16 protein-coding genes and 2 pseudogenes are annotated in these 19,844 nt (G+C 65.2%); 13 read left to right on the top strand and 5 right to left on the bottom strand.

Annotated features, from left to right (window positions below; genetic code table 11):
- The first annotated feature begins 32 nt into the window (after positions 1-32).
- The 5 genes from IEW98_RS13245 (at position 33) to IEW98_RS13225 (ending at position 5,136) form a co-directional block, all read left to right on the top strand.
- Positions 33-1,211 (top strand): acyl-CoA dehydrogenase family protein, encoded by a 1,179-nt coding sequence (locus IEW98_RS13245; RefSeq protein WP_188763489.1) that lies wholly within the window; start codon positions 33-35, stop codon positions 1,209-1,211.
- A gap of 3 nt (positions 1,212-1,214) precedes the next feature.
- On the top strand, positions 1,215-2,354 hold the full coding sequence (locus tag IEW98_RS13240; RefSeq protein ID WP_188763487.1) for an acyl-CoA dehydrogenase family protein: 1,140 nt from the start codon (positions 1,215-1,217) through the stop codon (positions 2,352-2,354).
- Positions 2,355-2,446: 92 nt separating this feature from the next.
- Complete coding sequence (locus tag IEW98_RS13235; protein ID WP_188763485.1) at positions 2,447-4,174, top strand: class I adenylate-forming enzyme family protein; 1,728 nt, start codon at positions 2,447-2,449, stop codon at positions 4,172-4,174.
- 1 nt (position 4,175) lies between these two features.
- Positions 4,176-4,721 (top strand): HD domain-containing protein, encoded by a 546-nt coding sequence (locus tag IEW98_RS13230; protein WP_188763483.1) that lies wholly within the window; start codon positions 4,176-4,178, stop codon positions 4,719-4,721.
- A 37-nt stretch (positions 4,722-4,758) separates the two neighbouring features.
- Positions 4,759-5,136, top strand: a complete 378-nt coding sequence (locus IEW98_RS13225) for a VOC family protein (protein ID WP_188763481.1) — start codon at positions 4,759-4,761, stop codon at positions 5,134-5,136.
- A gap of 31 nt (positions 5,137-5,167) precedes the next feature.
- On the opposite strand, the gene IEW98_RS13220 is transcribed toward IEW98_RS13225, so the two are convergent.
- Entirely contained in the window at positions 5,168-6,664 is a 1,497-nt protein-coding gene (locus tag IEW98_RS13220; protein WP_188763479.1) for a replicative DNA helicase, read from the bottom strand.
- A 165-nt stretch (positions 6,665-6,829) separates the two neighbouring features.
- Between IEW98_RS13220 and nusB the strand changes: the two genes are divergently transcribed.
- The 4 genes from nusB (at position 6,830) to IEW98_RS13200 (ending at position 11,021) form a co-directional block, all read left to right on the top strand.
- Positions 6,830-7,282, top strand: a complete 453-nt coding sequence (gene nusB / locus IEW98_RS13215) for a transcription antitermination factor NusB (protein ID WP_188763477.1) — start codon at positions 6,830-6,832, stop codon at positions 7,280-7,282.
- A gap of 3 nt (positions 7,283-7,285) precedes the next feature.
- Positions 7,286-8,239 carry a thiamine-phosphate kinase gene (gene thiL, locus IEW98_RS13210; protein WP_188763476.1) on the top strand — a complete coding sequence of 318 codons (954 nt, stop codon included), beginning with the start codon at positions 7,286-7,288 and terminating at the stop codon, positions 8,237-8,239.
- Entirely contained in the window at positions 8,239-8,793 is a 555-nt protein-coding gene (locus IEW98_RS13205) for a cysteine hydrolase family protein (RefSeq protein WP_188763474.1), read from the top strand. The genes thiL and IEW98_RS13205 overlap by 1 nt, the downstream gene beginning before the upstream one ends.
- A gap of 101 nt (positions 8,794-8,894) precedes the next feature.
- Complete coding sequence (locus IEW98_RS13200) at positions 8,895-11,021, top strand: sodium-translocating pyrophosphatase (protein ID WP_188763472.1); 2,127 nt, start codon at positions 8,895-8,897, stop codon at positions 11,019-11,021.
- A 31-nt stretch (positions 11,022-11,052) separates the two neighbouring features.
- Here the strand turns inward: IEW98_RS13200 and IEW98_RS13195 are convergent, their stop codons facing one another.
- On the bottom strand, positions 11,053-11,490 hold the full coding sequence (locus IEW98_RS13195) for a hypothetical protein (RefSeq protein ID WP_188763470.1): 438 nt from the start codon (positions 11,488-11,490) through the stop codon (positions 11,053-11,055).
- A 253-nt stretch (positions 11,491-11,743) separates the two neighbouring features.
- Here IEW98_RS13195 and IEW98_RS16555 point away from each other — a divergent pair.
- Both IEW98_RS16555 and IEW98_RS16550 read left to right on the top strand, forming a co-directional pair.
- Positions 11,744-12,388: pseudogene (locus IEW98_RS16555) on the top strand (6TM ABC transporter family protein); the annotation flags it as partial.
- 313 nt (positions 12,389-12,701) lie between these two features.
- Positions 12,702-13,229 (top strand): annotated as a pseudogene (locus IEW98_RS16550) (ATP-binding cassette domain-containing protein); the annotation flags it as partial.
- A gap of 303 nt (positions 13,230-13,532) precedes the next feature.
- Here IEW98_RS16550 and IEW98_RS13185 read toward each other — a convergent pair.
- Positions 13,533-15,083 (bottom strand): ABC transporter permease/substrate-binding protein, encoded by a 1,551-nt coding sequence (locus IEW98_RS13185; RefSeq protein WP_188763468.1) that lies wholly within the window; start codon positions 15,081-15,083, stop codon positions 13,533-13,535.
- Positions 15,080-15,841 carry an ATP-binding cassette domain-containing protein gene (locus tag IEW98_RS13180; RefSeq protein ID WP_188763466.1) on the bottom strand — a complete coding sequence of 254 codons (762 nt, stop codon included), beginning with the start codon at positions 15,839-15,841 and terminating at the stop codon, positions 15,080-15,082. The genes IEW98_RS13185 and IEW98_RS13180 overlap by 4 nt, the downstream gene beginning before the upstream one ends.
- A 157-nt stretch (positions 15,842-15,998) precedes the next feature.
- On the opposite strand from IEW98_RS13180, the gene lnt reads away from it, so the two are divergent.
- Together lnt and metK are read left to right on the top strand one after the other, a co-directional pair.
- Positions 15,999-17,543 carry an apolipoprotein N-acyltransferase gene (lnt, locus tag IEW98_RS13175; RefSeq protein ID WP_188763464.1) on the top strand — a complete coding sequence of 515 codons (1,545 nt, stop codon included), beginning with the start codon at positions 15,999-16,001 and terminating at the stop codon, positions 17,541-17,543.
- Between the two features lie 224 nt (positions 17,544-17,767).
- Positions 17,768-19,018: a methionine adenosyltransferase gene (gene metK / locus IEW98_RS13170; RefSeq protein WP_188763462.1), complete on the top strand. Its 1,251-nt coding sequence runs from the start codon at positions 17,768-17,770 to the stop codon at positions 19,016-19,018.
- Between the two features lie 109 nt (positions 19,019-19,127).
- Here metK and IEW98_RS13165 read toward each other — a convergent pair whose 3' ends face one another.
- Positions 19,128-19,706 (bottom strand): fasciclin domain-containing protein, encoded by a 579-nt coding sequence (locus tag IEW98_RS13165; RefSeq protein ID WP_188763460.1) that lies wholly within the window; start codon positions 19,704-19,706, stop codon positions 19,128-19,130.
- Positions 19,707-19,844 lie beyond the last annotated feature (138 nt).

Genomic DNA, 19,844 nt, shown 5'->3' with positions numbered 1-19,844 from the left:
CAAGACAAATACACCAGTGGGGAGACAGGCACATGGCCGATCTGGAACAATTCCGCGCCGAAACGCGCGCCTGGCTGGAGGCCAATTGCCCCGCCGAAATGCGCCTGCCAATCGCCCGCGACGCCGATGTCTGCTGGGGCGGCCGGGGCGTCCAATTCACTGGCGAAGCACAGAAAACCTGGCTCGAACGCATGGGCGCAAAGGGCTGGACCGTCCCCGAATGGCCCAAGGCCTATGGCGGCGGCGGCCTCACCAAGGACGAAGCCAAGGTGCTCGGCTCCGAAATGCGCCGCATCAAGGCGCGCTCGCCTTTGTCGTCGTTCGGCATCTGGATGCTCGGGCCGGCGCTGTTGAAATACGGCAACGAAGAACAGAAGCTCGAGCATCTGCCGAAAATCGCGCGCGGCGAAATCCGCTGGTGCCAAGGCTATTCCGAACCCGGCGCCGGCTCCGACCTCGCCTCGCTGCGCACCTCGGCCGAGGACAAGGGTGATCATTATCTCGTCAACGGCCAGAAGGTCTGGACCAGCTATGCCGACAAGGCCGACTGGATTTTCTGCCTGGTCCGCACCGACCCGGCCGCGGCCAAGCACCTCGGCATTTCGTTCTTGCTGTTCGACATGGCCAGCCCCGGCGTCTCGACGTCGCCGATCAAGCTGATCTCGGGCGCCTCGCCGTTCTGCCAGACGTTCTTCGACGATGTAAAAGTGCCCAAAAACAACCTCATGGGCGAAGCCGGCAAGGGATGGGACATCGCCAAATACCTGCTCACTCACGAACGTGAGATGATCGGCGACACGGAGATGGGCGGGCGCGATTCGGTCAGCGACATCGCCCGCAAAACGCTTGGCCTGGAGAATGCGATTCTGTCCGACACCGGCCTGCGCACCGATGTCGTCCGCCACGAAATCAATGCCTGGGCGTTCGCGCTGACCATGGAGCGCGTCAAGGACGAGGCCAAGGCCGGGCAGGGGGTCGGCGCCCTGTCGTCTATGCTCAAATATTTTGGCACCGAGCTTAACAAGGACCGCCAGCAGCTGCTGATGAGCATCGCCGGCTCGGATGGCCTGACCTGGGCCGGCAAGACCGAGGGGGAGGGAGACCTCGCTCGCGGCTGGCTGCGCAGCCGCGCCAATTCGATCGAAGGCGGCACGTCCGAAATCAACCTCAACATCATCGCCAAGCGCGTGCTTGAATTGCCGGGAGCCTGACGCGTGGCACTAGTCCTTACCGACGACCAGAAGATGATCCGCGATTCAGCGGATGGCTTTTTCAAGACCGAGGCGCCTGTCGCCCAGCACCGCAAGCTGCGCGACGACCATGACGCCACCGGCTTCGACCGCGGCACCTGGGCCAAGATGGCCGAGATGGGCTTTGCCGGGGTGCTGGTGCCCGAGGAGCACGGCGGCGCCGGCTTCGGGCATGTTGCCGCCGGATTGATCATGGAGGCCATCGGGCGCAATTTGTCGGCGGCGCCGATGCTGTCGACGGCGGTGCTCGGCACCACGGCGCTGGTCACCGGCGGCACCCCGGAGCAGCAGGCGAAATATTTGCCGCTGATTGCCGAGGGCAAGCGGCTGTTTGCGCTGGCGGCCGACGAGGCTTCGCGGCATTCGCCGGCGCAGGTCGCGACGACGGCGACGCCTTCGGGTAATGGTTTCAAGCTGAATGGTACCAAGGGCTTCGTGCTCGATGGCCATGTCGCCGACACGCTGATCGTCGCGGCGCGTACTGCCGGCGAGACCAGCGACAAGGACGGCATCACGCTGTTCCTCGTCGATGCCAAATCGGCGGGTATCAGCACCGAGCGCCGCTCGCTGATCGACAGCCGGAATGCCGCGCGGGTGACTTTCGAAGACGTCCAGGTCGATGGTGCCGATGTGCTCGGCGAGGTCGGTGGCGGCTTTGCCATCCTCGAGAAGATGCTCGATGCGGGGCGTGCCTGCCTGGCCGCCGAAATGCTTGGGGTCAGCTCGGAAAGCTTCACGCGAACAATCGATTACCTCAAGCAGCGTGAGCAGTTCGGCCAGAAGATCGGCAGTTTCCAGGCGTTGCAGCACCGTGCCGCGCACCTGTTCTGCGAAGTCGAACTGGCCCGCTCGGCGACGCTGCGTTCGCTGGTGGCGCTCGACGAGAAGGACGAGCGGGCGTCGTTGTTCGCCAGCCTTGCCAAGGCGAAATCGGGGGAAGTTGCCAAGCTGGCCACCAACGAAGGCGTCCAGATGCACGGCGGCATCGGCATGACCGACGATTTCGATATCGGTTTCTACATGAAGCGGGCCCGCGCCGCGCAGGAGACCTTCGGCGACGTCGCTTTCCAGGGGGACCGGCTGGCGCGGATGATGGGATATTAGGGGCGCACCGTTGCAAATGGCGCGGAGCCTGTCATTTAGGCGAGCAACAAGAGGCGAATAAAACGCCCGTGTAACTGGCCCTGGGGATTGTCATGAAGTCTGCGCTCGATACCGCACTCGATTCCGTCGTCGAGGGCATCACCGCCCCGGGCGGCCAACTCGGGATCGGCACCGCCACCGTCCGGGGTGCCGTCTTGCCGGTCTTCACCGCCGCGCCGCCATCGATGCGCGAATATTTCGCTTTCTTTTTCACTGCCAATGGCCCGCGCGAATTCCTGGTGTTCGGCGAAGAGCGAGCGACCTTCGCCGACGTCTATGCCCGCGGGCTGAAGATGGCCGCCATGCTCCAGCATCGGCACGGCATCGCCAAGGGCGACCGCATCGCCATCGCCATGCGCAACTATCCCGAATGGATCGTCGTCTATGTGGCGATCCTTCATCTGGGCGCCGTCGCCGTGCCGATGAACGCTTGGTGGACCGCCGAGGAACTTGATTACGGCCTCAAGGATTCGGGCGCGCGGATGGTCATCGCCGATGAGGAACGCGCCCGGCGGATGGCCACCCTGGGTTGCCACGCCGTCGTGCTGACAGTGCGGACCTCCGCCGACGTCGCCGCCGGTTTCGGCTTCGCCCGCGTTGAGGACGAGGTCGCCGCATCCCCCGATACCATGTGGTACCAGCCTGAAATCGCGCCCGAAGACGATGCGACGATTATGTACACATCCGGTTCGACGGGCAGCCCGAAGGGCGCGGTCTCGACACACCGCGCGCTGGTTTCCGGATCGATGAACTATCTCGTCACCGGGCTCGCCCTGCTCGAACTGTCGGCGCAAGCCGGGGCCCCGCCCGCCGACCAGCAGGTCATGCTGCTCAATGTGCCGCTGTTCCACATCACCGGTTCGGTGCCGGTCCTGCTTGTCTCGATCGCCATCGGCCGCAAGATGGTGATCATGCACAAATGGGATGCCGGCGAAGCCCTGCGGCTGATCGAGAAGGAGCGCGCCACCTATTTCGTCGGCGTGCCGACGATGAGCCTCGAGCTGATGCAGCATCCCGACCACGACAAATACGACCTGTCGAGCCTCGTCGATATCGCCAGCGGCGGTGCCCCGCGCCCCCCCGAGCACGTTGAGCGCCTGGCCAATACCTTTGTCGGCAAGAACCCTGTCCAGGGCTATGGCCTGACCGAGACCAACGGTGTCGGCGCCGGCAACATGCGCGATAACTACCGCGCCAAACCGGCTTCGACCGGTCGCGCTGCAGCACCCCTGGTCGAATTGCGTATCGATGCGGGTGATGGCCCGGTTGGGCCGGGCCTGCCATCGGGCAGCGTCGGCGAAGTCTGCATCCGCACGGTGTGCAATTGCCGCGGTTATTGGAACAAGCCCGACGCGACTCTGGCGGCGTTCCCCGGCGATGGCTGGTTTCGCTCGGGCGATCTTGGTTACCTCGACGAGGAAGGCTATTTGTTCATTGTCGATCGCAAGAAGGACATCATCATCCGCGGCGGCGAAAACATCAGCTGCCAGGAAGTCGAATCGGCGCTCTACACCCACCCGGCCGTTGCCGAGGCCAGCGTCTTCGGCCTTCCCGACGAACGACTCGGCGAAATCGTCGGCGCGGTCGTTTACGTCAAGCCGGGAGCGCAACTCGAACCCGATGCGCTGCACGATTTTGTCGCACGCGACCTGTCCGCCTTCAAGGTGCCGGCGCGAATCTGGATTTCCGCCGAGCAATTGCCGAAATTGGGCTCGGGAAAGATCGACAAAGTCACGCTCCGGACGCAATATCGCGCAATCCACGCAGGAAAGGCGGTCTGAAATGTTCACGACCATGCTCGAAGGCACGAAGGAAGACTGGGGCCATATCGCCCAGGAACATATGAAGCACCAGGTTTCGGCTGCGCCGGCGCAGATCATGGAATCGCTCCGGCGACTCGAGGCGATCGAAGTCGGTTTCGGTGCCAACCAGCTCGAACACAGCCTGATGACGGCGACACTGGCGCGGCAGGACGGCGCCAGCGACGAGGAGGTCGTCGCGGCACTGTGCCACGACATCGGCAAGCTGATGAGCATCCCAAACCACGGGGCGATCGCTGCCGAGATTTTGAAGCCCTATGTCTCCGACGAACTCTATCATGCCGTCAAATGGCACCAGGATTTCCAGGGCCGTTATTATTACGAATATCTCGGCAAACCCACGGACATGCGCGACCGGTTCAGGGACGAGCCATGGTTCGCGACAGCCGAAAAGCTCGTCGATCGCTGGGATGCGCCGGCCTTCGATAAGGACTTCAAGGCCGATAGCCTCGAGAGTTTCGAGCCGGAAATCGTCAAGGTGTTTTCACGGCCGGTACGCGCATACTGAAACGCGCGGTTGGTACTCAACAAGGGGAGGACGACAGATGTTCAGCCATATCATGGTTGGAGCGGACGATATCGCGGCATCGAAAGCGTTTTACGATGCGACGCTGGGCGCTATCGGCGTGGCGCCGGGGTCGACCGACTCGCACGGCCGCGTCTTCTACATGACCCCAACCGGCGTCCTCGCCATCACCAAGCCGATCAACGGCGCCCCGGCATCATGCGCCAACGGTGCCACGATCGGCTTTGCAGCTGTCTCGACCGAACAGGCCGACGCCTGGCATGCGGCGGGTGTCGCGGCCGGCGGCACGACCTGCGAAGATCCGCCGGGCGTGCGTGAAGGCGAGATGGGCAAGCTGTATCTTGCCTATCTGCGCGATCCCGCCGGCAACAAGCTGTGCGCGTTGCACCGGATGTAGGACGAGGGGAGGGGCACGCGGCCCCTCCCGTTTATTCGCCGATCTCTTCCGGCATATATTCGCCCTCGGCACGGTCGGCGAACTTGGTGATCGACTTGTGGAAGGTCAGCGGCACGCTGCCGGTCGAACCGTGGCGCTGCTTGGCGACGATGACTTCGGCGAGCCCGAAGATCTTTTCGGCCTTTTCGCGCCATTTCAGATGCTTGTCGGCTTCCTCGGGGTCGGGCTGCTTGAGCGCGTGGTAATATTCCTCGCGGTAGACGAACAGCACGATGTCGGCGTCCTGCTCGATGGTGCCCGACTCGCGAAGGTCCGACAGCTGTGGGCGCTTGTCCTCGCGGGCTTCGACGGCGCGGCTGAGCTGTGACAGCGCCAGCACCGGGACTTGAAGCTCCTTGGCGAGCGTCTTCAACCCGCGGGTGATCTCGGAGATTTCCTGGACGCGGTTTTCGGCGCCGTTCTTGGCCGACCCCTGCAACAGCTGGAGATAGTCGACGACAATCAGCCCGATATCGCGCTGGCGCTTGAGCCGCCGGGCGCGGGTGCGCAGCGCGGCGATGCTCAGCGCCGGGGTGTCGTCGATGAACAGCGGCAGGTTGGTCAGGTCGCCGGCAGCGCGGGCGAGGCGGTTAAACTCGTCCTGGCTGATCTTGCCCATGCGCAGGCTTTCCGAATTCACCCCCGACTGTTCGGCGAGCACGCGCGTCGCGAGCTGGTCGGACGACATTTCGAGGCTGAAGAAAACCACCGCGGTGCCGCTCGACTTGCCTGGCTCGATGCCGTGCGCAGCGTCCTGGACCAGCCGCTGGGCGCAGGCAAAGGCGATGTTGGTCGCCAGCGCGGTCTTGCCCATGGCCGGACGGCCGGCAAGGATGACCAGATCCGACTTGTGCAGCCCGCCGATCTTGGCGTTCAGCGCGTTGAGCCCGGTGGTGTAGCCCGACAAATGCCCGCCGGATTTCATCGCGCGATCGGCCATTTCGATGGCTTCGCGGGTGGCCTGGCCAAAGGTCTTGACGGCGCCGGCGACTTCGCCTGCCTCGGCGACCTTGTAGAGCGCCATTTCGGCGGTTTCGATCTGGGCCAGCGGCGCAACGTCGGTCGAGGTATCGGCAGCGCTGACCGCCATTTCGCGGCCGACGCGGATCAGTTCGCGCAGCAAGGCGAGGTCATAGATTTGCTGGGCGAAGTCCCTTGCTGCGATGAGCGCGCCCGAATGTTGCGTCAGGCTAGCGAGATAGGCGGGGCCGCCCATCTCGATCATGGCAGGATCAGCCTCGAACAATGGCTTCAGGGTGACGGGGGTTGCGGCCATCTTGCGGTCGCCGAGGCGCAGGATGGCGTCGTAGATGCGGCCGTGCAGCGGTTCGGCGAAATGATGCGAAGCCAGCCGCATCATCACGTCTTCCACGAGCCGGTTATCAATCATCAGCGCGCCGAGCAGCGCCGCCTCGGCCTCGAGGTTCTGGGGAAGGGTGGCGGCGTCGGCGGCGGGTTCGATGACACGCAGGGGCAGGGGGGAAAGCATTGCGCATAGTCGCGCATCGCGCCGCAGGGGGCAATCCGGGGCGGTGATTTGGATGGGGACTTCCCTGTGGACAATGGTGGGACAAGCCGCGCTGGCCGGCGATGCCCCAGGTGCCGCGCGCCCCGAAGCGTGACTTTCTTCCGGCTGGCAGCTAGAGCCTGCGCGGTGTCCAATCTCCCCGCCAATACCGCCCAATCCGCCGCCCGCCTCGGCGCCGTCCAGGCGTTGTACCAACGCGAAATGGGCGGTGATTCCGTGGCCAAGCTGCTCCACGAGTTTCACTCGCACCGGCTGGGACAGGAAATCGAGGGCGCCGACTATGCCGACGCCGACACGGCGCTGTTCGACGATATCGTCGCCGGCGTGGCGGCCCGCGAAGCCGAGCTCGACACCTTGATCAGTGCTGCATTGGCCGCAGGCTGGAGCATGGACAGGCTCGACAAGCCGATGCGAGCGCTGTTGCGAGCTGCGACCTATGAATTGGTGGGGCGCGCCGATATCGCCGCAGCGACCGTCATCAACGAATATATCGACGTCAGCCATGCCTTTCATGACGAGAAAAAGGCCAAGTTCGTCAACGGCCTGCTCGATACCGTGGCCCGGCGGGTGCGCGGCTGAGGCATGGGCGGCGAACGCGAATTCATCGCGTCGTTGCTGGTGCCGCTCGCGAATACGCCGGCCGCGCGGGGCCTTGCCGACGATGCCGCAGTGTGGACGCCGCCGCTGGGCCGCGACCTGGTCGTTACCCACGACGTGCTGGCGTGCGGGGTGCATTACCTGCCCGGTGATCCGCCCGGCGATGTCGCGTGGAAGCTGCTGGCGGTAAACCTGTCCGACCTGGCAGCGATGGGGGCGACGCCGGCCGGTGTCCTGATGGGCCTCGCACTTTCGGCAGCCGAGGACGGCGCCTGGCGGGAGGCTTTCGTCGCGGGGCTTGGACGAGCAATGACGCATTTCGGCGTTGCAATGTGGGGCGGCGATACGGTGACCGGCATCGATCGCGCCGTGCTCGGCTTGACAGCGGTGGGGTTCGTCGAGCCCGGGCAAGCGCTTGCGCGCAGCGGCGCGAGCGTCGGGGACGATCTGTGGGTTTCGGGGACAATCGGCGACGCGGGTCTGGGGCTGGCGATTGCCTTGGGGGAGGCGCCGGGGGACAGCTATTTGCTCAATCGATTTCGGCGGCCTTTGCCGCGGCTGGCGTTGGGGCAGGCCCTTGCCGGGATTGCGACCGCCTGCATGGACGTCTCGGATGGTCTGCTGATCGATGCCGACCGGATCGGCCGCGCCAGTGGTGTGCGGCTGTCGATCGTGCTGGCAGACGTGCCCTTGTCGGGGCAAGCCCTGGCGCGGACGGATGGCGATGCCGGGATGCTGGCGCGGGCTACGGCAGGTGACGATTATGAGTTGCTGTTCACGGCGCATCCAGACCGGCGCGTTGATGTCGCTGCTGCAGCGACCGCGTCGCGCACGCCGGTGACACGGATCGGCCAGATTTTCGAGGGAGTTGGCGTTGCTGCCGTGAACAATGCTGGGGTCGATATCACGCCCGCGCGGCTGGGATGGGAGCATAGTTGATGGCGGCGGCCCTGTTGCTGATCGATCTCCAGGAGGCCATCCGCGACCCGGCCTGGGCTCGCCACGGACCGCGCAACAATCCCGGGGCCGAGTCCAACCAGGCGGTGCTGCTCGCGCTTTGGCGGGCGCGGGGTGATCCGGTGATCCATATCCGGCATGACTCGAAGGTAGCCGGTTCGGCATACCGCGCTGGAACGCCGGGTCATGCATTCCTCGATCATGCCCGGCCGCTGCCTGGCGAGACGATCGTCGCCAAGACGGTGAATTGCGCCTTTATCGGCACCGATCTCGAGGCGCATCTGCGCAGCCGGGGGATCGAAGTGCTGGTCGTGGCTGGCGTCATCACCAACAATTCGGTGGAAGCGACGGTGCGCGTCGCCGGCAATCTGGGGTTCGACGTGCGGCTGGTTGGCGATGCGTGCTTCACCTTTGCCGTCAGGGATGGCGATGGCCGGGTCCATGCCGCCGAAAACGTCCATGCCCTGTCGCTCGCCAATATGGCCGGGGAATATGCCGAGATCGTCGGCACCGCTGCGGTGCTGCACGACTGTTAATTCGCGCCGGTTGCTTTCCCCGATTCGCTGGCTAATGTTGCCGCAACGACTGCGGTGCATCGATCCCGATGAATTCTGCGGCGAGTTAGGGGAGGACGCGAATGGACGTCGTATTGATCGCAATTTTCTGCGGTCTGGCAGCTGTCTTATACGGCATCATCACGTCGAGGCAGGTGCTTGCCGCGTCGCCGGGCAATGCCCGCATGCAGGAGATCGCCAAGGCGATCCAGGAAGGTGCCGGCGCCTATCTCAACAAGCAGTACACTGCGATCGCCATCGTCGGCGTGATCGTCGCCGTACTGGTATTTTTCTTGCTCGGCACAATTCCTGCGGGCGCGTTCGTGCTCGGTGCGGTGCTGTCGGGGCTTACCGGCTTTATCGGCATGAATATCTCGGTACGCGCCAACGTGCGGACCGCTGAGGCGGCGCGCAATTCCTTGCAGGCAGGGCTGACGATGGCATTCCGGTCGGGAGCGGTCACCGGCATGCTCGTCGCTGGACTGGCATTGCTTGCCATCGCCGGATATTTTTATGCGCTGGTCGCCAGTGGTCTCGAGCCAACCAGCCGCGCGGTCGTCAACGCATTGATCGCGCTTAGTTTTGGCGCATCGTTGATTTCGATCTTTGCGCGGCTCGGGGGTGGTATCTTTACCAAGGCGGCCGATGTCGGTGCCGACATGGTCGGCAAGAACGAGCTTGGCTTCGACGAGGATGACGATCGCAATCCTGGCGTTATCGCCGATAACGTCGGTGACAATGTCGGCGATTGCGCAGGTATGGCAGCCGATCTTTTCGAAACCTATGTGGTCACCATCGGCGCGACGATGGTGCTGGTGGCACTGCTCATCAGCGGGCCCGACGCGGCATCTCTTATGACCCTGCCGCTGCTGGCGTGCGGCGTCTGCATCATCACCTCGATTATCGGCACCTACTTTGTTCGGCTCGGCAAGGGTTCCATAATGGGGGCACTTTACAAGGGCTTGCTCGTCACTGGCTTGCTGTCGATCCCGGCGCTCTGGTTTGCTACGGCGGCAATCTTCCCCGATATGAATGCCGTCATTGGGCTCGACCAGGTGGCTGTCGCGAACGAGGCGCCAACGATCGCCGGCGTGGTTGGCGGCTTTACCGGCCGTGCGCTGTTTTACTGCATGCTTGTCGGGTTGGCAGTCACTGCGCTTATCGTGTGGATCACCGAATATTATACCGGCACCGAGTATCGCCCGGTGCAGTCGATCGCCAAGGCATCGGATTCGGGCCATGGCACCAATGTCATCCAGGGTCTTGCGGTGTCGATGGAGTCGACCGCGTTGCCAACGCTGGTCATCGTTGTCGGCATCATCGCGACCTACAAATTGGCAGGCCTGATCGGCATCGCCTTTGCAGCGACGGCGATGCTGGCGCTGGCTGGGATGATCGTGGCGCTCGATGCCTATGGACCGGTTACCGACAACGCCGGCGGCATCGCCGAAATGGCAGGGCTCGAGGGTGAAGTGCGCCAACGCACTGACGCGCTCGATGCCGTCGGCAACACGACAAAGGCCGTCACCAAGGGCTATGCCATCGGTTCGGCGGGGCTCGCGGCACTTGTGCTGTTCGCCACCTACACCGAGGACCTGTCGCAATTCTTCGGGAATGTGACGGTCGATTTCTCGCTGTCCAATCCTTACGTAGTCGTCGGGCTGCTGCTCGGGGCGTTGTTGCCTTACCTGTTCGGCGGCATGGCGATGACGGCTGTTGGTCGGACGGCGCAGGCTGTGGCGCAGGATATCCGGGCGCAGTTCCGCGAGAACCCGGGCATTGCCGATCGCAGCGTGCGGCCGGATTATGCACGGACGGTCAGCCTGGTGACCGCAGGCGCGATCCGCGAAATGATCATCCCGTCGCTGTTGCCGGTGCTGGCGCCGGTCGTGGTGTATTTCGCGATCACGGCCGTGGCGGGGCAGGGCAATGGCTTTGCGGCGCTCGGCGCGTTGCTGATGGGGGTAATCGTTTCCGGCCTGTTCGTCGCCATCTCGATGACGTCGGGCGGCGGCGCTTGGGACAATGCCAAGAAGGTCATCGAGCAAGGTGCCTATGGCGGCAAGGGGTCGCCGGCGCACCAGGCGGCGGTGACCGGCGATACCGTGGGTGATCCCTACAAGGATACCGCGGGCCCGGCAGTCAACCCGATGATCAAGATCACCAATATCGTCGCGTTGCTGTTGCTGGCGTCGCTGGCCGGACATTGAGTTGCGGCGGCGGCGGGCTATCCCGCCGCCGTCAGCCGGCTTCGTCTTCGAGGGAGCGGGCGCGCAGGGCCCTTGCGTCGTGGAGGGCGTTGTGCGGCACGGCACTTGTCACCGCCGCGTCGAAATCGAAGATATAGATCAGCTCGAAGCGCAGTCGCGGTACGCCGAGCATGCGGCCGGGACCGGTGACCAGCAGGAGCGCCGCATGGGCGATGTCCTCGGGCCAGTCGGCGATGATGACCGGGTCGTTGGCTGCACCGAGGAAATCGGCAAAGGCGTGGGCGACTTCGGCATTGGACAGCGGCACAATTTGCAGGGCGGGGAGGATGTTGGCGGCGACCCAGGGCTGGGGATTCGTGCACGTAATCGCTGCATAGAATGATGGTGCGGCTTCGTCCTCCGGGACAAGCGCCAGCGAGATCAGTTCGCCGCCGAAGCCGTTAAACTCGGCATCGATAAAATAGCGCATGTTCGGCCCCCATGTTGCCGCGCCACTGTCGCGGTTGTTTCGGCGCGGCGCATCTGGTAAATGATGGCCGTCCATCGGCAAGGGAGGGGCAAGGTTGATCGATACCACCATGCTCGCGGCCTCCCGGCGCCGTTATTGCGCGCGGCGCAAACCGGCCTGACCTGGCGCTACGGCGCCATATATACGGCGGGCGCCTTGGCGCCTTCTTCCACCGATAGACAGGGACGCATGGCCAAGGCCGTGCGAAAAGATCATGAACCCATCGCAGGATCAGGGCACGGCGTCGATGCGCCAGGTGTTCGCATTTGTTTTCAGCCACTGGTCGCAGCAGCGCGGCCGGGCGTGGTTGATTGCCGGCATGATGTCGCTGGCGACGGTCACCGAGGTCTTCGTACCGGTAGAAGCCGGCCGACTGGTCGATGCCTTGGCGCTTGGCACCGAAGGCCGGGCGACGGCGCTTAAGGCATTTGCGACCATGGCGTTGCTGGGCGGCGCGATGGTGGTGCTGCGCCATATTGCCTGGTGGAATGTCGTGCCGTTCACGCTCAGCATTATGCGGAATGTTGCAGAGGACGCTTTCCAGCGGGTGCAACGGCTGTCGACGGACTGGCACGCCAACAGCTTTTCGGGCTCGGTGCAGCGCAAGATCACGCGCGGCATGTGGGCGTTCGATTCGATCAACGATGTGCTGCTGCTGGCGCTGTTGCCGTCGCTGACAGTGTTGGCGGGATCAATGCTGCTGATGGGCGCGCGGGCGCCGGTGCTGGGCATCGTGATGGCCGTAGGGGCGATTGCCTATGTGGCGATGACGGTGGCGCCGGCGGCGCGGTGGATTGCGCCGGCTTCGCGGCTGTCGAATGCCTGGGACACGAAGATCGGCGGCGTCCTTGCCGACGCGATCGGCAGCAATGCGGTCGTCAAGGCCTTTGCCGGCGAATCGCGCGAGGATGCGCGGCTGTCGCGGACGGTCGGCAAGTGGCAGGGGCGAACGCGGCGGACGTGGATGCGCCACACCTGGGCCGGCAGCGGGCAGTTGCTGTTGCTGTGGCTGACGCGGGCTGGCGGTGACCGGGACGGCGTTGTGGCTGTGGTGGCAGGGCAGGGCGACGCCGGGCGACGTGACTTATGCCATCACTGCCTATCTGGTGGTGCACGGGTATCTGCGCGACATCGGCCAGCATGTTCACCATCTGCAGCGCGCCGTGAACGAGATGGAGGAACTGGTGGTGCTGCACGATGTGCCGCTGGGGATTGCCGACCATGCCGGCGCGGTGCCGATCGTGATCGAACATGGCGAAATCCGGTTCGAGGATGTGACGTTCCGCTATGGCTCGCACGCGGTGCCGCTCTACGAGGGGCTGAGCGTGACGATTCCGGCGGGGCAGCGCGTCGGGCTGGTCGGGCGGTCGGGGTCGGGCAAGACGACGTTCGTCAAGCTTATCCAGCGGTTGTACGAAGTCAGCGAGGGCCGGCTGAGCATCGACGGGCAGGAGGTGACGCGGGCGACGCAGGTATCGCTGCGCCAGCAGATCGCCATCGTGCCACAGGAGCCGGTCCTGTTTCACCGCAGCCTGGCCGAGAATATCGCCTATGCGCGGCCGGATGCGACGATGGCCGAGATCGAGGCAGCGGCGCGGCTGGCCAATGCGCATGATTTCATTGCGAAATTGCCGCGTGGGTATCTGACGCCGGTCGGCGAGCGCGGGGTCAAGCTGTCGGGTGGCGAGCGACAACGGGTGGCGTTGGCGCGGGCGTTTCTGGCGGATGCGCCGGTGCTAATCCTCGACGAGGCGACGTCGAGCCTCGATTCAGAGAGCGAGAGCCTGATTTCCGAAGCGATGGAGCGGTTGCTGGTCGGGCGGACCTCGATCGTGATTGCGCATCGGTTGTCGACGGTGCGGAACCTCGATCGGATCCTGGTTTTCGATCATGGCCGGATCGTCGAGGACGGGACGCATGATGGGCTGCTGTTGAAGGCCGATGGGCATTACCGGCGGCTGTTCGACCATCAGGCGGGGGCAGTGGCGATCGCGGCGGAGGAGCTATTTCAGCTGCTTCGCCAGCCACTTGGCGGCTTGCTGGGGGGTCTGTTTGTCGGTGTCGCGGTCAGCTTGCCAATTGGCCTGGCGCATTTTTTCGACCGGGATGGCGTTCTGCAAATTGTCGAGTTTTGCCGTCAGGTCGGGGCGGTGGGGGCCGACGAGCAGCAGTGCGTCATAGGCGGGCAGGGCGCCGCGGGGGTCGGTTAGCAGGACGAGGTCGTCGGCGGCGATGCGCCCGTCGGAGGAGAAGGCGGTGATGACATCGGCGTCGCCGCCGCCGAGGGCGCGGACCATCAGGGTGGGGGTGTAGGCGGTCAAGGTCTTGAATTTAAGTCCGTATGTTTTCTGGAGAGAGGCCCATTCGGGGCGCTGCTGGAACTCGATATCGGTGGCGAGGCGGAGCTGGGAGGCGTGGGCGGTAAGGTCGGCGAGGCTGGTGATGCCGAGGCGGGTGGCGTCGGTGCGCTTCATGGCGAGAGCGTAGGCGTTCTCGAAGCCGAGGGAGGCTGCGACCTCGACTTTGGCGCGGGTTGGGAGTTCGCTGCGCAGGGTGGCAAGCATCTGCGATCGTGGGACAATGTCCTTGCGGCCGAGGACATTGTCCCAGAGCGTGCCGGAATAATCGACATAGACATCGATGTCGCCGGCGGCGAGGGCGCGGAAGGCGACGGCGGAGCCTAGGCCCGAGCGGATGGTGACGGGCAGGCCCTGGGCGCGGAGGCGGTCGGCGATGAGTTCGGCGAGGATATATTGCTCGGAAAAATTCTTGGCACCGACCACGATCGCGGCTGTTTGGGTGGCTGAGGGGCGGGTGGCGAGGTGCCAGCCGATGATGCCGGCGACGAGGGCGGTGAGCAGGACGAGGCCAGACAAGCCCTTGTTAATGCGGCGTTCCTTGAGACCGGTTTCGGCGTTGGCGAGGGCGCTATCGACGAGGATTGCGAGGCCGGCGGCGGCGAGGCAGCCGGTTACGACGAGAGTCCAGTCCTCGAGCTGGAGGCCGGCGAAAATCAGGTCGCCAAGGCTTTTCTGGCCGACGGTGGTGGCGAGGGTGGCGGCGCCGATGGTCCAGACCGCGGCGGTGCGCAGGCCGCCCATGACGATGGGGGCGGCGATGGGGAGTTCGACCTGGAGGAGGCGCTGGCGGCGGGTCATGCCGATTCCGTCAGCGGAATCAAGGATTTCGGGTGGAATGCTGCCGAGGCCGTCGATGCCGCCGCGGAGTAGCGGGAGGAGGGCGTAGAGCGACAAAGCGAGGAGCGAGGGGAGCAGGCCGAGGGCGGGGATGCCGAAGCCGGCGAAGCGCTGGGTGAGGCCGCCGAGCAGGAGAAGCAGGGGGTAGAAGAGCGCAAGCAGGGCGAGTGCCGGGATTGTCTGGAGGATGCCGGCGGTACTTATGAGGGCGGTTTTCCACGCGGGACGGGAGATGGCGAGCATGCCGAGGGGCACTGCGATCAGAATGGCGAGCGCGAGTGCCGCCGCGCTGACGCCGAGATGCGCGGCGAGGCGATCGGGGAGCATGGCGAAAGCGCGCGACCATTGTTCGTTCATGCCAGCAGGTCCGCCAGGCGCCGGGCCTGGGCGAGCGGGCTGGCAATGAGGGCGCGGACGGCGGGGTGGTCGCTGGCGACGATACCGGCGGGGGCGGCGTCGGCCACGATACGCCCCTTGTCGAGGACGATGACGCGGTCGGCGCGGAGCAAAGCGTCGGCGAGGTCGTGGGTGACCATCAGGGTGGTGAGGTTTTGCTCGCGGTGGAGGGCGACGAGGCGGTCGCCGAGGTTGGCGCGGGTTTCGGGATCGAGCGCGCCAAAGGGTTCGTCGAGGAGCAGGAGCGGCGGCTTGGCGGCAAGGGCTCGGGCGAGGCCGACGCGGCTGGCCTGGCCGCCCGACAATTGGCGCGGGTAGCGGGCGGCGAAGTCGCGGGGGAGTTCGACGAGTTCGAGAAGCTCGGCGACGCGGGCGGCGAGGCCGGTGTGGCCGAGCAGGCGGGGCACGGCGGCGACGTTTTCGGCGATCGTCCAGTGCGGGAACAGGCCGACGCCCTGGATGGCGTAGCCGATGCCGCGGCGCAGGGTGGCGGGGTCTCCGGCGGCGACGTTTTTGCCGGCGACGCGGACTTCGCCGGTGTCGGCGGTTACGAGGCGGTTGGCGAGGCGGAGGAGGGTGGTCTTGCCGGCGCCGGAGCTGCCGGTGAGGGCGACGAAGCTGCCGGTGGGGATGGCGAGGGTGATGTTCTCGAGCAAGGTCGCGGTGCCGCGGCGGACGCTGACGTCGGCGTATTCGAGCATCGGCGCGGGGGTTGCCATGGGGGTGACAGTGGCGGGTAGGGGAGGCCGGCGCAATGGGGCTGTGTTTACAACATTTGGGCATGGCTGGACGGTGGATGCTGAAACAAGTTGAGCATGACCAATGGTTATTTGAAGGTGCTGGCGCTGTCCGGCGGTTTCGGGCTAACGCCGCCTCATGTTGCATGCTCGCCTGTCGAATCCGCTTGCTGCGCTGTGTGCGATCCTTGCCGGCGGCGTCGCGGCGCTGGGGTTCGAGCCGTGGAATTTGGTGCCGTTGACGGTGCTGGGGATCGCCGTGCTGACGGCGTTGGTCGACACGGCGCCGTCGGTTCGCGCTGCGGCGAAGCGCGGCTGGCTGTTCGGGGCCGGGCATTTTGCCGCCGGGCTGACCTGGATCGCGACGGCGTTCACCTTCCAGGCCAAGATGCCGGCCGGGCTGGGCTGGGTCGCGGTGATCGGGCTGGCGATGTTCCTGGCGATCTATGTGGCGCTGGCGGCGGCGCTGGCGCGTGGGTTTGCAAAGGGGCCGCTGGGGCGCGTGCTGATTTTGGCGGCGGCGTGGATGCTGGCCGAATGGCTGCGCGGCTGGGTCTTGTCGGGTTTTGCCTGGAACCCGCTGGGCGCGGCGTGGGTCGATGTACCGGGCGTGCGGCAGATGGCGCAATATGGCGGGGCGCTGGCCTTGTCGGGCATCACCGTGCTGCTGGGCGGCGGGCTGTGGCTGATGGCGCGGCCGGGGGCGCTGCGGCGCGAGCGGCTGGTCGGCGTCGGCGTCGCGGCGGCGGTGCTGGTCATGGGCCTTGCCGGCACGGGGCTCGACCGGCCGCAGTATGACCCCGATGGCCCGGTCGTGTTCCTGGTGCAGCCCAATATCGGACAGGACGTGAAATATTCGGAAGGTGCGGGACAGCGTCATCTGCAGGTCTATCTCGACCTGACGCGCAGCGCGCTGGGGGCGGCAGCGGCGGACCGCGACGCGGGGGCGCTGGTGCTGTGGTCCGAATCGTCGGTGCCCTATGCCGTCGAGGAGGACCCCGAGGCGCGCGCCTTGCTGGCATCGGTGCTGGGGCCGCGCGACCTGTTGCTCTTCGGCGGCGTCGCGGTGATCCGCGACAAGGGCGGCGAGGTGACGGCGTTGACCAACAGCCTGTTCGTCATCGATGCCAGCGGTCGCTTGCTGGGGCGGTACGACAAGGCGCACCTCGTGCCGCTGGGCGAATATGTGCCGGCGCGGCCGCTGATGGCGCGGCTGGGGTTGACGCGATTGACGCCGGGGGATGTCGATTTTGCGGCGGGACCGGGGCCGCGGACGCTGGCGCTGCCGGGGTTTCCGTCGGTTGGTGTGCAGATCTGTTACGAGATCATTTTTCCGGGAGCGGTGGTCGATCCCGGCGACCGGCCGGCGTGGATCGCCAATATTTCGAACGATGCCTGGTTCGGCGCCAGTGGCCCGCCGCAGCATCTGGCGCAGGCGCGGCTGCGGGCGATCGAGGAAGGGCTGCCGGTGGCGCGGGCGACGCCGACCGGGATCAGCGCGATGATCGACGCGGGCGGCAATGTGGTGGTGAGCCATCCGGCGGGGACGCAGGGCGTGGTGTCGTCGGCACTGCCGCCGGCGCTGGCGCCGACCGTGTTTGCACGGTGGGGGCATGGCGTGACGTTGGGGTTCGGGTTGTTGCTGGTGTGTGTGGGGGTTTGGGTGGATCGGCGGCGGGGTTGAGGGGTGAGTTGGGTGGCGCGGAGCTGCGGGGCACGGAGAGGTTTGGGTGGCTCGGAGGTTTGGAGCTGGTCGGCGCGTTCCGGAGATGGGCCCCGGCCTTCGCCGGGGTGACGGGGAGGACCGAAATACTCTCCATCATATAAAGCTATCTTTATGCCCCTTGCGTGGGCGGGCGCTGCCGCCTAGACGCGGGCTTGGTTTTCCATGACACGGACAGGTCCCAGATGGCGCGCTCCAGCTTTCTCTTTACCAGCGAATCGGTTTCCGAAGGGCATCCCGACAAGGTCGCCGACCAGATTTCGGACGCGGTCGTCGACCTGTTCCTGTCGAAAGATCCCGAGGCGCGCGTTGCCTGCGAGACGCTGACGACGACCAATCGCGTCGTGCTGGCGGGCGAAGTCCGTGGGCTCGGCATGATCGATACCGATGGCAATTGGGCGCCCGGCGCGCAGGAGGAAATCCAGACCGTCGTGCGCGAGACGGTCAAGCGCATCGGTTACGAGCAGGACGGCTTTCACTGGCAGAACCTGCATTTCGAGAACCACCTCCATCCCCAGTCGGCGCATATCGCGCAGGGCGTCGATGCCAGCGGCAACAAGGACGAAGGCGCCGGCGACCAGGGCATCATGTTCGGTTATGCGACCGACGAAACGCCCGACCTGATGCCGGCGACGCTGTATTATTCGCACAAGATTCTCGAGCGCATGGCTGCCGATCGTCATTCGGGCAAGGCGCCGTTCCTCGAGCCCGATGCCAAGAGCCAGGTGACGTTGGCCTATGAAAATGAAATTCCGGTGCGGGCGACGGCGCTGGTGGTGTCGACGCAGCACGCGGTGGATTATTGCACACCGTGGGAGAGCGACGGCGAAAAGGGCGGCGATGCGGCCAAATATGCCGTGCTGCGCGGTTATGTCGTCGGCGTGTTCAACGAGATTTTGCCGCAGGGCTTCATCACCAACGAGACGGTGATTCACGTCAACCCGACCGGGCGTTTCGAGATTGGCGGGCCGGATGGCGATGCGGGCGTGACGGGTCGCAAGATCATCGTCGACACTTACGGCGGCGCCTCGCCCCATGGCGGCGGTGCGTTCAGCGGCAAAGATCCAACGAAGGTCGATCGTTCGGCGGCATATATCACGCGGTATCTCGCGAAGAACATCGTTGCGGCCGGGCTGGCGCGGCGCTGCACGATCCAGCTGTCGTATGCGATCGGCGTTGCCGAGCCGCTGTCGGTGTATGTCGATTTGCATGGTACGGGGACGGTCGACGAGTCGGTTATCGAGGCGGTGCTGGCCGACAGCGCCAAGCTGGGGTTCCGGCTGACGCCGCGCGGGATCCGGACGCATTTGGGGCTGAACAAGCCGATCTACCAGCGGAGTGCGGCCTATGGGCATTTCGGGCGCCAGCCTGATGCCGATGGTGGGTTCTCGTGGGAGAAGACCGATCTGGTTGGAGCGTTGAAGGCAGCTGTTTGAGGGCAGTTACCCCTCACCCGGGCCGCGCAAGGGCGCGTCTCTCGACCTCTCCCGCAGGGGGAGAGGTGATGATAGAAAAGGGCGAGCCTTGTGGCTCGCCCTTCTTCGTTCAGGGCATCATGACGGTGTCGACGACGTGGATGACGCCGTTTGACTGGTTGACGTCGGCGATCGAGACCATCGACATGCCGCCCTTGGCATCGGTGAGCATGACCTTGCCGCCCATCATCGAGACGGTCAGCTTGCCGCCCTCGACGGTGGTCAGCACGGCTTTACCCTTGCCGGCCTTGATGGCGGCAGCAATTGCCTTTGCGCCCATCTTGCCCGGCACCACGTGGTATGTAAGGATCGATGTTAATGCCGCTTTATTTTCGGGCTTGACCAGGGTGTCGACGGTGCCCGCCGGGAGCTTTGCAAAGGCGGCGTTGGTCGGCGCGAAGACAGTGAACGGACCCGGGCCCGACAGGGTGGGGACGAGACCGGCTGCCTTGATCGCGGCGACGAGCGTCGTGTGATCCTTCGAATTGACGGCGTTTTCGATTATGTTCTTGTTGGGATACATCGGCGCGCCGCCGACCATCACGGTTTTGGTTTCCATGTGCGACGCAGCCTGTAGGGGCGCCGTCACGAGTCCGGCTGCGGCGAAGGCGAACAAAGCGCGGCGAATCGTGGGTTTGGCGAATGTCATTGTAAACTCCTGTTGGCAGGCTGTCCTCTGCTCGGACAAATTAGTTACGCGGTCAGGGGTAAAGTGGTTTCGTCGCTGCGCCGCGCGTCAGTGTCGCACTGCGTAACGAACCAGCCTTGCGGCGACCCGAGCCGGAAC

Origin of the sequence: Sandarakinorhabdus glacialis, assembly GCF_014643455.1 — a bacterium.
GTDB classification, from domain to species: domain Bacteria; phylum Pseudomonadota; class Alphaproteobacteria; order Sphingomonadales; family Sphingomonadaceae; genus Sandarakinorhabdus; species Sandarakinorhabdus glacialis.
This window is presented reverse-complemented; position numbering and strand designations above follow the sequence as displayed.